General features: G+C 69.9%; 14 protein-coding genes. 6 read left to right on the top strand and 8 right to left on the bottom strand.

Going from position 1 to position 12,140, the window contains the following annotated elements; genetic code table 11:
* The first annotated feature begins 18 nt into the window (after window positions 1-18).
* A complete protein-coding gene (locus ACWEQQ_RS07100) occupies window positions 19-1,212 on the top strand; it encodes a hypothetical protein (RefSeq protein WP_452347561.1) in 1,194 nt (397 codons plus the stop codon).
* A gap of 40 nt (window positions 1,213-1,252) precedes the next feature.
* Here the strand turns inward: ACWEQQ_RS07100 and ACWEQQ_RS07095 are convergent, their stop codons facing one another.
* A complete protein-coding gene (locus ACWEQQ_RS07095; RefSeq protein ID WP_452347560.1) occupies window positions 1,253-1,882 on the bottom strand; it encodes a TetR/AcrR family transcriptional regulator in 630 nt (209 codons plus the stop codon).
* Between the two features lie 159 nt (window positions 1,883-2,041).
* Between ACWEQQ_RS07095 and ACWEQQ_RS07090 the strand changes: the two genes are divergently transcribed.
* Window positions 2,042-3,301 (top strand): PucR family transcriptional regulator, encoded by a 1,260-nt coding sequence (locus tag ACWEQQ_RS07090; RefSeq protein WP_379403581.1) that lies wholly within the window; start codon window positions 2,042-2,044, stop codon window positions 3,299-3,301.
* On the opposite strand, the gene ACWEQQ_RS07085 is transcribed toward ACWEQQ_RS07090, so the two are convergent.
* The 7 genes from ACWEQQ_RS07085 to ACWEQQ_RS07055 all read right to left on the bottom strand — a co-directional run bounded on the left by ACWEQQ_RS07085 (window position 3,232) and on the right by ACWEQQ_RS07055 (window position 9,188).
* Complete coding sequence (locus ACWEQQ_RS07085) at window positions 3,232-4,557, bottom strand: lipase family protein (protein WP_452347559.1); 1,326 nt, start codon at window positions 4,555-4,557, stop codon at window positions 3,232-3,234. The genes ACWEQQ_RS07090 and ACWEQQ_RS07085 overlap by 70 nt on opposite strands.
* A 92-nt stretch (window positions 4,558-4,649) precedes the next feature.
* On the bottom strand, window positions 4,650-5,711 hold the full coding sequence (locus ACWEQQ_RS07080; protein ID WP_452347558.1) for an esterase/lipase family protein: 1,062 nt from the start codon (window positions 5,709-5,711) through the stop codon (window positions 4,650-4,652).
* Window positions 5,712-5,861: 150 nt separating this feature from the next.
* A complete protein-coding gene (locus tag ACWEQQ_RS07075; protein WP_452347557.1) occupies window positions 5,862-6,518 on the bottom strand; it encodes a TetR/AcrR family transcriptional regulator in 657 nt (218 codons plus the stop codon).
* A gap of 33 nt (window positions 6,519-6,551) precedes the next feature.
* On the bottom strand, window positions 6,552-7,676 hold the full coding sequence (locus ACWEQQ_RS07070) for an AAA family ATPase (protein WP_452347556.1): 1,125 nt from the start codon (window positions 7,674-7,676) through the stop codon (window positions 6,552-6,554).
* Between the two features lie 34 nt (window positions 7,677-7,710).
* Window positions 7,711-7,968 carry an Ada metal-binding domain-containing protein gene (locus tag ACWEQQ_RS07065; protein WP_452338963.1) on the bottom strand — a complete coding sequence of 86 codons (258 nt, stop codon included), beginning with the start codon at window positions 7,966-7,968 and terminating at the stop codon, window positions 7,711-7,713.
* A gap of 12 nt (window positions 7,969-7,980) precedes the next feature.
* Window positions 7,981-8,706, bottom strand: a complete 726-nt coding sequence (locus tag ACWEQQ_RS07060) for a 2OG-Fe(II) oxygenase (protein WP_452347555.1) — start codon at window positions 8,704-8,706, stop codon at window positions 7,981-7,983.
* Entirely contained in the window at window positions 8,703-9,188 is a 486-nt protein-coding gene (locus tag ACWEQQ_RS07055) for a methylated-DNA--[protein]-cysteine S-methyltransferase (RefSeq protein WP_452347554.1), read from the bottom strand. Before ACWEQQ_RS07055 ends, ACWEQQ_RS07060 begins: the two co-directional genes overlap by 4 nt.
* 213 nt (window positions 9,189-9,401) lie before the next feature.
* Here ACWEQQ_RS07055 and ACWEQQ_RS07050 point away from each other — a divergent pair, with 213 nt between their 5' ends.
* The 4 genes from ACWEQQ_RS07050 to ACWEQQ_RS07035 all read left to right on the top strand — a co-directional run bounded on the left by ACWEQQ_RS07050 (window position 9,402) and on the right by ACWEQQ_RS07035 (window position 12,127).
* Entirely contained in the window at window positions 9,402-9,854 is a 453-nt protein-coding gene (locus ACWEQQ_RS07050; RefSeq protein ID WP_379385248.1) for a MarR family winged helix-turn-helix transcriptional regulator, read from the top strand.
* Window positions 9,855-9,887: 33 nt separating this feature from the next.
* Window positions 9,888-10,466, top strand: a complete 579-nt coding sequence (locus ACWEQQ_RS07045; protein WP_452347553.1) for a hydrolase — start codon at window positions 9,888-9,890, stop codon at window positions 10,464-10,466.
* 147 nt (window positions 10,467-10,613) lie between these two features.
* Window positions 10,614-11,786, top strand: coding sequence for a hypothetical protein (locus ACWEQQ_RS07040; protein ID WP_452347552.1), 1,173 nt, complete (start codon window positions 10,614-10,616; stop codon window positions 11,784-11,786).
* Window positions 11,783-12,127: a hypothetical protein gene (locus tag ACWEQQ_RS07035; RefSeq protein ID WP_452347551.1), complete on the top strand. Its 345-nt coding sequence runs from the start codon at window positions 11,783-11,785 to the stop codon at window positions 12,125-12,127. Before ACWEQQ_RS07040 ends, ACWEQQ_RS07035 begins: the two co-directional genes overlap by 4 nt.
* Window positions 12,128-12,140 lie beyond the last annotated feature (13 nt).

Genomic DNA, 12,140 nt, shown 5'->3' with positions numbered 1-12,140 from the left:
GTATGTGGATGGGCAGGAATGACAGTCGAGAACCCGGCGGTGGAGTCGGTGCACGGAATGTGGGCCGCGGCGGATCCCGGCGAGCGCCGGCGTTGGTGGCCGGTGATCCTGTTCCTGGTCGTGGTCCTGGTGGCGGGTTTCGCGATCGCGGGATGGTTGCTCATCGGGCAGTCACACCGGTCGCCGGCCGCGGCCACGCGCGCGGATCTGAACAGCGCCCGGCTGGCCCTGATCAATGCGCCCGGAGCGCACTACACCGGCCGGTTGACCGGGCAGGACGGCAGGCAGGCGACCGTGGACCTGCGGGTCACGAATGTCGGTGACGCGTCCGGGACTCTCGAATTCGCGCCTGGAAAAGCCTTGTCGTACCAGCGGATCGGCGACAAGACCTTCGTACAGGGCAACACCGAGGCCTGGATCGCCTACGGCTTCTCCGCCGACGACGCCGCCCGTTCCGACGGCCGGCAGCTGCTCGAACCCCCGGCGATCGGCGGCCTCGACCTGCCGGCGGCCCTGACTCCTGCGACCCTCGGGCGGCATCTGGACCCCAATGCGGAAGCGCACCGGCCGGTCACGGCGGGCGTGCCCATCACCATCGACGGCCACCGGTCCACCCCGATCATCAGCGGCGCCGTCACCACCTATGTGAGCTCCGGCCAGGTCGATCGAATTACCGAGCCGGCCTTCGACATCCGGGTGGCGCCCCTGAGCGCCGACGAGGTGGCCGGGCTCTACCGCGACCTCCGGAACGCGGCCGCCGCGACCGAGAACGCCACCGACTCGGAAACCAAGATCACCGTCGCGGGCAGCTGGAGCGACCCGTGCGGACCGGACTGCACCGCGATCGAAACCCTGACCAGCGCACGGCAGCCCTTCGGCGCGGCGACGAACCCCACGCCACACCCGGACGACATCGCCGTGTGGTACCAGATGGTGCTCACTGTCAACGGGATCGTCATGCCCACACCGCTGTGCACCGGCGTCCAGCCGATGCCGGGAAACGGAACGGCGACGGTGTCCTGCCCGTTCACCATCGACGCGGACGGCGGCACCGTCGACGCGGTTCTGAGGAACCACCCGCTGATGGGCCGGGGCCGCGCCGACGCCCTCGTGAGCACCGTCGACAGCAATGCCGGACGCAGCCGGAACAAGACCGCATGCCCGGTGGTGCAGGTCGAGGGCACGGCGTTCTGGAGCAAGCCCGGCTGCTGATCGTGCGCGGGGCCCGAAAACCGAAGGGCCTCACCGCTGATCAGGGTTTGGCCAGGAAGCCCTCCACCGTCCGGCGCACCTTCGACACCGCACTGTCGTCCCCCAGACGCAGTGCGGTATTCGCCGCTGCGAGCACCGCGTCGATCTGGAAAGCCGCCAGATCGGCGTCCAGAGCGGCGATTTCGCCGTGGTCGCAGGCGTAGGACAGCTCGCCGGCCAGCAGGTCGAGCCAGTCCTGCTGATTGGCCACCAGCGCATCGCGCACCGGCCCGGGGCGGCTGTCGAATTCGGCCAGGTTCGCGGACTGGAAGCAGCCGCCCTCGAAGCAGGGGCCGGCGGCGTAGTCGATCCACAGCTCGATCAGGGCCCGCAGGCGTTCGGCGCCACGGGGTTTCGCCCGGGCGGGCCGGGTGACGGTGTCGACGAAGACCGTGCGGAAGTAGTCGATGGTGGCGAGTTGCAGGGCTTCCTTGGTGCGGAACAGGGTTTGGATGCCCGCCTTGCTGAGGCCGGTGTCGGTGGCCAGGCGACCGAAGCTCAAGCCCTCCAGGCTGTCCAGCGAGGCGATGTCCACGGCCCGGCCGAGCACCACCTTGCGGGTACGCGAGCCGCGCAGCAGCCGCTTGTCGGTGATCTCGGTGGCATCCGCTGCCGGAACCGGGCTTTCCATACGGCCGATCGTACTCCTGACCTGTGCCGGAAACGGCCCTGGCAATGGGCCGTCCGCGGCGGAAGCGGTCAATCGATATTGCCGCGCCAGGTGGCCCACGCTACAGTTACGGGCCAGTAGGAACGCTGGCGTTCCCAGACAGCTGTGGAGGATTCGCGCATGATCAAGGCAACGCAACCCCTCACGGCCGCACCGATTTCCGGACCGCTGCGTGATGCGCGCGGCTTGTCCGCCGCCCTGGTCGCGCACTTCGCCGAACACGTGGCCCGCTGCGGCACCCTGCCCGGGGACGCGCTGCGCGGGGAGGTCACCGCCGTCACCCGCACCTGCCTGGAACTCGCGGCCGGGGTACTGGAGGGCCGTGACGTGAGCGCCAAGGTCGAACGGCTGCAACGCGCGGGCGCGGACTGGGCGCGCGAGGGCATTCCCATCGGGACCATCCACCGCGCCGTGCACGACGGCTTCGCGGTGGGTTTCGATCTCATCGTGGACGCCACCGGGCCCGAGGACTACGCCCGGCTCGCGGTCACCGCGCGCCGGCTGTTCGAGGTGCTGGCCATCGTGGATTCGGCATTCGCGGTGTCCTATGTGCGCGAGCACCGGGCGGTGGTGGCCGAGCATCACACCGCGGTGCACACGGTGGCGTCGGCCCTGCTGGCGGGGCATCCCGCCTCGACCATGGCCCGCGCCGGCGGCATCGAGATCGACGAGTCGTATTACGTGCTGGCACTGAGCATTCCGTCGCATCCGGGCGAGGACGATCCCCGGGTGGACGGTGAGGTGGTGGCCCGCCGCAAGCTGCGGCGGGTCCAGTCCGAGCTGGCCCGCGGCGGTCGGGGCCGGGCGCTGTCGCTGCTCAGCGCCGACGGCGGCACGGTGCTGCTGCCCGCGGCCGAGGTGACGCCCGCCGAGCTCGGCGACCTGGTCGACGGATTGTCCACGGCCGCACAGGTTCCGGTGACCGCCACCGTCATCCACACCGAGACGCACCGCATTCCGGAGGCCGCCGAGCAGGCGCACGAACTGCTGGACATGGTGCACCGCCTGGAGTGCGCGCCCGGCCTGCACCGCTTCGACGACCTGGCCATGGAGTACCAGCTGACCCGGCCGGGCCCGGCCCGCGAATACCTCGGCACCCTGCTCGATCCGCTGGACGCCTACCCGGAACTGCTGGAAACCCTGCGCCGTCATATCGGAAACGACCTGAGCCGACGGCATACGGCGCGTGTGCTGGGCGTGCACACCAATACCGTCGACAATCGGCTCAAACGGATCGGGCAGCTCACCGGATTCGATCCGGCCCAGCCGTCCGGGCTGTGGTACCTGCGGTCCGCGCTGGTGGCGCGCAGCTATCGGAAGTCCGAGCGGGTGCGGATCGGGCGGCCGGACACCATGGTCGCCAGCAGCGCGGCGAAGTGACGGTGCTCGGACAGGGCGCGTCGCGAGGCGGCCACCGACCAGACGGTGCGCACCTCCGACGGCGGCAGTGGCCGGTCGGCCAGACGGTCGGCCAGCCAGTCCACCATCACCGGAATCGCGATGAACTGCAAGGGAAGATGCGTGCTGAGCCGGTCGCGCAGATAGCGGACGTGCGCGCCGCGGGCGTGATAGCGCCGCACGTGCGCATCGACGTCGGCGACCGCGATCACCTCGTCATTGACACCCTGGACCACGAACAGCGGCATGGCGGGAGCCTGCGCGCCCGGCTGGATGTCGTCGAGCACCGCCCGCATCTCGGGCCGGGTCAGCAGCGCGCCGAGGCCACCTTTGATGTGCCGGTTGGCATTTCGGCCCGCATAGCGGGCCAGCAGCGGGAACGTCGCGATCGATTCGGCGCGGTCGAGCAGTTCGAGGTACTCCGCCGACACCAGGCCCTGCACGCAGCCGTCCAGTTCCGGGTAGGCGCGGCGCAGCCCGGAGGTGAACACCATCGCGAATCCCGCGAAGGGAGAACCGTTCAGGCGCACGAAGGCCGAGGCGGGATCGCCCACGGGTGAGCCCGCGACCGCGCCCACGATATCGAGTTCGGGGGCATAGCTCGCGGCGAGTTCAGCCGCCCACACCGTGGCCAGACCGCCACCGGAGTAGCCCCACAGACCGATTCGGGTGCGCGGATGCAGACCCAGCGGTGCGAAGCGCAGGGCGGCCCGCAGGCCGTCGAGGGCACGGTGGCCGGGCTCGCGGGCCGCGCCGAAGTGGCCGTTGATGCCCTCGTGATCGGGCACCGAGACCGCCCAGCCGCGAGCCAGTGCGGCGGCGATGAGCGGGAATTCCACCTGCGGGATGGCGCCCAGCGCGCGGGCGCCGTGCTGTAAAGCGTAGGAGGGGAAGCATTTCGGCGCGACGGCGTCGATGGCGCACTGGAACGACAGCAGTGGGCGGTCCGCGGACGGTTCCGCGTCCCAGGGCAGCAGGACGGTGGTGACCGTCGCCTCCGGCCGGCCGTTGAGATCGGTGCTGCGGTACAGCAATTGCCAGGCTCGGACGCGCTGCGGAATGCGCCCGAACAGGCCGAGCCGCACCGGCCGCGACCGCAGGATCGTGCCCGGCGCAACCGATCCCGGGTCGATCGGCGAACGGTAGAACGGATCCTCACCGGGTAGCCGGGGATCCCCGCGCGGCGGGTCGGATTCCATTGTGAAACTGCCGGATTCGACGGCATCGCCGATCGTCATCGTGATCCTTTCGGAGAGAAGCCAGAGGGCCGGGGCAAGTCCCCGGCCTCCCTCGTGCTGGTGATTCGGGAGCGAGCGCCCCCGGACGTCGCTCAGATGTGCCCGCTGCCGCCGATCATCCAGGGGTTGAAGGTGCAGACCAGCTCGGGATGGGCGGCCGGGTCCAGGGCGTGCAGCGCGATGGAGGCCGCCCGGGGCGAGTACATGATGGTGAGATGATCGGAGACGTCCTCGGGGCAATCCTGTTGCAGCGTGAGGTTTTCCACGGGGGCGTCGGGGCCCGGGGTGAGGAAGGTCCACTCGTAGGGGTTGGAGATCTCGTCGTGGGTGGTGCCGACGGCGGTGTACGCCACGCCGGGCACGGTGTCGCCGTCGGCATTCAGCTTCGCGTAGAACGGCGAGCCGAGGACCTGCTCGGTATTGGCCTGGCCGATCAGCGGCTCGTAGAAGCCGAGGATGTTCAGGCCGAGATCGGTGATGATGCGCCCGAGGGTGGCGATGCCGAGCAGCGAGGTGCCGTGGGTGGTCGCGCCGAAGCTGATGACCTTGCCGACTTTCCCGAGGCCGCCCTCGAATTTCAGGTACTGGCTGGTGACCGGTCCGCCCTGGGAGTGGGCGATCACATCGACCGCGGGCGCGCCGGTGGCGGCCAGCACCCGATCGATGAATTGACCGAGCTGCCGGGCGGAGTCCTCCATCGGCCCGACACCGTAGCGGCCCGGCAGGATCGGCCCGACACCGCCACCGCTCAGCGGCGTCTCACGGCCGAAATTGAAGGCGTAGACGCAGAATCCGGCGCGGGCGACCTGCGGGGACAGGAACGAGAAGCTGTCGTAGGTATTGAGCCAGGTGCCGTGCACCAGCACCACGGGATTGGGGTGCTCCGCGGTCGGTTTGCAGTTCCAGTCATTGGATCCGGGCGGCGCGGCATCCGGGTGGGTCAGGCCGTAGCCGAAAGCGGCCAGGAAGGACGACATCTCCGGGCCCACGCCGACGGTGTCGGAGGCGGTGCTGACGGTCGCCGAGCCGGAACTGCTGCCGGAGTCGCCGATGGAATCCGGCTCGGAGCGCGCCACGCCGGTCGAGAACGCGACCGCGAAGGCGGTGGCACTGGCGAATACGGCACTGCCGAGGGTACGGATGGTCGGCCTCATGAAATCTCCTACTGCGTCCGGCGGATCCGACCGAACGCGTCGAATCCGATTGCGACCGTAGGAGCGTGCTGTGGCCCGTGTCACGGGCGCTGTGCCAGGTGACAGCGCGGCCCGGCATGGATGCCGGGCGATTGTGGCGACCAACAGCCGTCAGGGCGCCGGTGTGCTCACAATGGCCATGGCGGTGCGGGTGAACAACGGCGCCAGTTCGGGCAGCGCCTGGGCGCCCTTGGTATGCAGGCAGGCGCGCACCCGATCGTCGATGCCGCCGAGCAGCATGTCGACCAGCTGCCGATCGGGTTCGGCGGTCAGATCGCCGTCGCGCACGCCGACCCGGGCCACCGCCATGATGTAGTCCGCGAATCGCTCGTGGACGCGCAGCCGATGTTCCACCAATCCCGGTCCGGCCGCGAGGGTTTCGACATACAGCGCGCGGGCGGCGCCGGGCTGCGTGGACAGCACGCCGAGATAGATCTCGAAGGAAATCCGCACCCGGTCGGCGAAATTCACGCCCTCGAGGCCCGTGACGGTCTCCTGCAACTGTTCCAATGCCGCGCCGACCGCGAGATCGTATGCGGCGGCGAAACATTCGTCCTTCCCGCCGAATACCGCGTAGAAAGTGCGGCGCGCCACCTGTGCCCGGGTCACGATATCGGCGACGGTGGTGGCCGCGAAGCCGAGCTCACCCACCGCCTCCAGCACGGCGGTGCACAGGCGCCGGTACTGCGAGGCCTCCACCTGTTCGCGGGTCAGCCCGTGCCGGCCACGCGGCAGCGGTCCCGGTTCACCGATGGTTTCCACACTCACGTCCCCAGAATAGGTTTCCACGTCACCGAGCGACTAACGGTCCGGCCAATACCAGGGCGGTTCATCCGCAGTTTCCTGTCCGGCCACCGTCGTCACGCCCTCCTGTTTGAGCAATTCGATCATGGTCGCGTCGTCGGCGTACTCGTCGATGACGCCGATCAATTCGTCCGAATGGCTCACCACCACGAGCTGGGTGTCCTCGGCGGCGCGGCCGATGAGCCGGCCCAGCGGGGCGAGCAGGTCCGGATGCAGGCTGGTCTCGGGCTCGTTGAGCACCAGCAGCTGCGGCGGGCGCGGGGACAGCAGGGCGGCGGCCAGCAGCAGGTAACGCAGGGTGCCGTCGGACAGTTCCGGCGCGGCCAGCGGGCGGAAGAGCCTGGGCTGATGCAGCAGCAGTTCGAAGCGGCCGTCACGGTTCACGATCTCGACGCGGCTGCCCGGAAAGGCGTGGTCCACGGTCTCGGCCAGCGCCCCGGCGTCACCGATCTCGAGGATGGTCCGCAGGGCCGCGGCCACATCCGCGCCGTCGTGGGCCAGGGCCAGGGTGCGGGTGCCGATCTGCGGTGCGCGAGCGGGGGCCGTGGCGTCGGTGCGCAGATGGTCGTAGAAACGCCACGAGCGAATGCGCTCGCGCAGCGCGAGCAGGTCCGGCGCGCGTTGCGGATCGGCCAGCTCGGACAGCATGGAGTCGTACGGTTTCATCGGGTGCGGGACCATGCCCCAGCCGCCGGCCTCGTCGCGCAGGCGAACCACGGGTCCGCCGCGATCGGCGAGCACGGTCGAGGGGCGCAGCACGGGACCGGCCCAGGCGGCCTCGGATTTGATCTCGGGGTCGGCATCGAACATCGATCGGCCCGGAATCGGCAGGCCCAGTTCGGCGGCGTACCCGAAATCCTCGCCGGCGAAGCCGACCCGGAGCACGAGCGGGATGTTCGGTCCGGAGCGGCCGGGTCCGGCGAAGATGGTCGATTCGAGCCCGCCCTCGCGGGCCAGGCCGGCGACCGCGCCATTGCGGGCGAAGTCGGCGAGCAGGCGCAGGACGCGGTAGAGGCTGGATTTGCCGCTGCCATTGGCGCCGGTGACCACGTTCAGGCGGCCGAGCGGCACCCGCAGTTTGCGCAGAGACCGGTAGTTCTCCACGGCCAACGTGGTCAGCATGGGGTCCAGCGTATTAGCTACCAACCGGTCTCGATCAGTCGGCGAGTCCGGCCCGCCACTCCCGATAGGCCGACCGCGAGCACACCGCGCAGGGGCGATAGCCGGCCGCGACCGCGGTGGCCTCGTCCGCGAAGAAGACCCGGTGGGCGGTGTAGCCGCCGCGGGCGAGGGCGCGCAGCGCGGCCGGACAGTCCAGGCGGCCGTAGATCTTCAGGCGGCGATGGCCGCCCAGCACGCCGGGGGTCCGGCTGGCATACGGGCGGCCGTCCGCGCCGAGCAGGGTGTACACCATCGCCCTCCCCTCTCAGGCGTCGTGGAAGACCAGGCCCAGGGTGTGGCGCTGACCGGACCGCACCAGGCTCACCCCGTGCCGCATGGGCGCCGCCGACCAGCCGCGTGTGCCGCGCACCGGGCGATCGCGAGTGGTGAAGATCAGGCCGTGCCCCTGCGGCAACGCCATGGCCGCGCCGCGGGATTGCGCGCGCGGGCGCTGCTCGACCATGAGGAATTCACCACCGGTGTAGTCCACGCCCGGCGCGTCCAGGCCGATCACGACCTGGAGCGGAAACACCATGTCGCCGAACAGGTCCCGGTGCAGGGCATTCCAGTCGCCGGGACCGTAGCGCAGCAGGATCTGCGAGCCCTTCACCTGACCGGCCCGATGACACTGGGCGATCCACTCGTCGAGGCGTTCCGGCCAGGTGCCGGGCCGGCCCAGCCGGGCGGCCCAATCCCGGGCTATGGGAAGCAGTTTCGGATACAGAGCCCACCGCAGCTCGGCCACGATCTCGGGGAGGTCATGGGTGAAGTAGCGGTATTCACCCGAGCCGAAACGGTGGCGGGCCATGTCGACCGTCGAGCGGAAATGCTCCTCCTCGTCGTAAAGCCCTGCCAGGGTCCGGCATTCGGCGGCGGTGAGCAGCGGGCCGGTGAGCGCGTGGCCGTGGTCGTCGAGCTCACCGGCCAGGGCCGCCCATTTCTGCTGGGCGACCCGGCCGGCCCACACCGAGCCGAGGGCGGCGGTGGTCATGCGGCCCGCTCGAGGTTCAGCAGTTGCTGCTTGCGCTCCACTCCCCCGGCGTAGCCGGTGAGCGAGCCGTCGGACCCGATCACGCGGTGACAGGGTCGCACGATCAGCAGCGGATTCGCACCGATGGCCGAACCCACCGCGCGCACGGCTGCCCTGGGCGCGCCGATGCGCGCCGCGATCTCCCCGTAGGTGGTGGTGGTCCCGTAGGGGATCTCCTCCAGGGCACTCCACACGCGCCGCTGGAAATCGGTTCCGGCGCTGCCGAATCGGAGATCGAACTCACTCCGCTCCCCGGCGAAGTAGGCGGTCAGCTGCCCCACCACCTCGGCGAACGCTTCGGCGTCCGCAGTCCACTCCCCCTCCACCAGAATGCTCTTGCTCCCGGCCATGGACACCGCGGTCAGTTCCACCGAGTCGCCCCGCAGCTCCCCGACCAGCAGCAACTCCCCGACCGGGCTGGCCATCGTGGTGTAAACGCGCATCGCTTCCTCCTTCATCCTCTTGTCTCTTCCTCACCTACTCTGGCCCAGCAGATCCCCGATGACCGGCGGGAATCAGCCATCGCGTTGGCGGCATTCGGACAGACGTCGGCCGGGCCCGTGGAGATCACCCGCTTCCTCCGCGATCACTTGGCAGGATCACAAATTCGACAGGCAAACTTGCAAGTTTGACTTTGTTTGTGGCACTCTGGGCCGGTGAGCGCGAACGGAGAGGACAGGTCGGCCGCAGCAGTGGCCGCCGCCGCCAGCGAACTGCGGGTGGCGGCGAGCCGGCTGTTGCGGCAGTTGCGGACGGCCCGGGCCGGAATCGAGATGACGCCCTCCCAGGCGGTGGCGCTGAGCCGGCTCGGACACGAGGGGCCGATGTCGGTCGCCGATCTGGCCCGGGCCGAGCGGGTGCGGCCGCAGTCCATGCGCACCACCCTCGCCGTGCTGGAGGAGCGCGGGCTGGTGGTGCGCGCGCCGCATCCGACCGATCAGCGGCAGGTGCTGCTGTCACTGTCCGAGGCGGGGCAGCGGTTGCTCCGGCTGGCGCACGACGCCAAGGAAGACTGGCTGGCCACCGCGATCACGACCAAACTCTCGCCCGGCGAACAGGATTCGCTCATCGCCGCGATCCCGCTGCTCGCCCGGCTCACCGAAGACTGACCGGAATCGCCACTCCCAGAGAAGGATTGCACCTTGACCGACACCCTGCTCGATCCCAACACCGCTCTGGTCCTCATCGACCTGCAGCGCGGTATCGTCGCCGCCCCCACCCAGCCCTACCCCGCGGACGAGGTGGTGCGCCGGGGAACCGAGCTGGCCAAGGCCTTCCGCGACAAGGGTCTGCCGGTCGTCCTGGTGCGCGTCACCTTCGCCGCGGACGGCAGCGACATGCCGCCCGGCCGCACCATGCAGCCCGCCGGCGCATTCACCCCGCCGCCCGGCTGGGACGAACTCCTCGACGAACTCGACATCCAGCCCACCGATATCCGGATCACCAAGCGCCAGTGGGGCGCCTTCCACGGCACCGACCTCGACCTGCACCTGCGCCGCCGCGGCGTCACCGCCATCGTCCTGGGCGGCATCGCCACCAGCATCGGCGTCGAATCCACCGCCCGGGCCGCCCACGAACACGGCTACCACGTCATCGTCGCCACCGACGCCGCCGCCGACCGCGACCCCGCCGCCCACACCCACTCCGTCGAGAAGATCTTCCCCCGTCTCGGCGTCACCACCACCACCGAGGAAGTCCTGGACGCCGTCGCCAAGCTCTGACCGGATCAGGAGCATCCAGCAACCAAGATCGGGGCGCTCTCACTGCTGCGGAAATCTGTCCGATTTCCGTCGCTGAGAGCTCCCTGATCTTGTTGCCGACTGCGCACCGCGTCGCCATGGGTCGGGCGGGAAATGTAGGTTCGGCTCATGGGGAGTCCGATCGAAATACCTCGAGCACACAGGTTTCGGCGTTGGGTTGCGATTCTGGCCGGGCTGCTGGCTGCGTTGTCGGTGGCGGCGTCGGTGCCGGGCTGGTGGTGTGGGCGGGATGCCGATGCGTGGTTCGATGGGGATTCGGGCCGGGTCCGTGGGCTTGCGCAGGAGTTGGTGGCGTTCGAGGATGCCGATGATCAGCTGCGGGAGCGCGGCGCGGGTGGGGAGATCACCGGGATGTGGGGGCTGCTCGCGCATCAGATGACCGCCCTGGGGCTGGCTCAGGTGTGTCTGGCGCACCCGGAATGGCGGGAACGGTTCGCGCCCATCGCGACTCGTGCGGCAGCGAAGAGTCTGCGGCCGGAGATGCGGGACGTGTTCACCGCGGCCTGGAACGGCGAGGACGGGCTGGCGGTTCCGGACAGTCCGCACGGGCACGCGTATCTCGCGTATCCCGCGCTCGCGCTCGGGATGGCGCGGCTGGTCGACCCGGCGTTCCCGCCCGACCTCGCGGCCCAGGATGACGCGGTGGTCGCCTCCTACGGACGCCGCCTGCTCGCCTCGCCGACCGCACTGCTGGAAACCTTTCCGGGCGAGGCCTATCCCACCGATGTGGCGGCGGTCGCCGCGGCCATCGCGGTGCACGGCCGCGCGACCGGCGTCGACCACACGGCCGTGCTCTCCCATTGGGCGCAACAGGTTCGTGCGGTCCAGCTCGATCGAGGCACCGGACTGCTGGTGCAGCGCATGGGAGTCGACGCGCACGCGCACGATGCCCCACGCGCCTCGGGGACCGGGCTGGGGGCCTACTTCGCCGGTTTCGCGAACCGCGCACTCGCCGAGGAGTTGGCGACCGGACTATTCCATCAGGAACGAAACATACTGGGCTTCAGCGCCATCCACGAGTACGGCCAGGGTTCCGATGGCACCGGAGATATCGACAGCGGTCCGGTCATCCTCGGAATATCGGTCTCGGCCACCGGCTTCGCGCTCGCCCCGGCCCGCGCCTTCGGCCACCGCGGCCTCTTCACCCGCCTGTTCCGCACCACCGACCTCGCCGGCCTCCCCCTGCGCAGCGGCAACCGCCTGCGCTTCGCCAACGGGGGCGTGATCGGCAACGCCCTCCTACTCGCCTTCCTCACCTCCGGCCCGGAGCTCGCCACATGAGAATCCCCACCACCCAGCTGCGCGCGGGATGGCGTCTCATCCGGCTCCCGCTGATCCCGATCGTCCTGTACCTCGCCCTGCGCCCCGTCCTGGCGGCACTGTCGGAGCGACACGGATTCGGCTCCCCGGACGGCATGAGCGTGGGCTATCTGGCAGTCGCCGCGACCCTGATGGCGCTGCGCATCGTGTTGCTGGTGATCGTGCCCGCCTACCTCTCGTATCGCGTTGTGGCATACACGGTTACGCGCCTCCGACACCCAGGCGATCCGCAGAACCAGCCCGAACCTGTCGACCGGTCGCCGGATCCGATCACGGCGAACAACAGCAGCCAGCAACCGTGAGCACGATCCGAAT

This window comes from Nocardia sp. NPDC004123 (assembly GCF_053603795.1).
This window is presented reverse-complemented; position numbering and strand designations above follow the sequence as displayed.

Bases quoted from the DNA above. Each gene is read 5' to 3' on its own strand.
- ACWEQQ_RS07100 (WP_452347561.1), top strand. From the start codon at position 19: ATGACAGTCGAGAACCCGGCGGTGGAGTCGGTGCACGGAATGTGGGCC.
- ACWEQQ_RS07095 (WP_452347560.1), bottom strand. From the start codon at position 1,882: ATGGAAAGCCCGGTTCCGGCAGCGGATGCCACCGAGATCACCGACAAG.
- ACWEQQ_RS07090 (WP_379403581.1), top strand. From the start codon at position 2,042: ATGATCAAGGCAACGCAACCCCTCACGGCCGCACCGATTTCCGGACCG.
- ACWEQQ_RS07085 (WP_452347559.1), bottom strand. From the start codon at position 4,557: ATGACGATCGGCGATGCCGTCGAATCCGGCAGTTTCACAATGGAATCC.
- ACWEQQ_RS07080 (WP_452347558.1), bottom strand. From the start codon at position 5,711: ATGAGGCCGACCATCCGTACCCTCGGCAGTGCCGTATTCGCCAGTGCC.
- ACWEQQ_RS07070 (WP_452347556.1), bottom strand. From the start codon at position 7,676: ATGCTGACCACGTTGGCCGTGGAGAACTACCGGTCTCTGCGCAAACTG.
- ACWEQQ_RS07065 (WP_452338963.1), bottom strand. From the start codon at position 7,968: ATGGTGTACACCCTGCTCGGCGCGGACGGCCGCCCGTATGCCAGCCGG.
- ACWEQQ_RS07060 (WP_452347555.1), bottom strand. From the start codon at position 8,706: ATGACCACCGCCGCCCTCGGCTCGGTGTGGGCCGGCCGGGTCGCCCAG.
- ACWEQQ_RS07055 (WP_452347554.1), bottom strand. From the start codon at position 9,188: ATGCGCGTTTACACCACGATGGCCAGCCCGGTCGGGGAGTTGCTGCTG.
- ACWEQQ_RS07040 (WP_452347552.1), top strand. From the start codon at position 10,614: ATGGGGAGTCCGATCGAAATACCTCGAGCACACAGGTTTCGGCGTTGG.
- ACWEQQ_RS07035 (WP_452347551.1), top strand. From the start codon at position 11,783: ATGAGAATCCCCACCACCCAGCTGCGCGCGGGATGGCGTCTCATCCGG.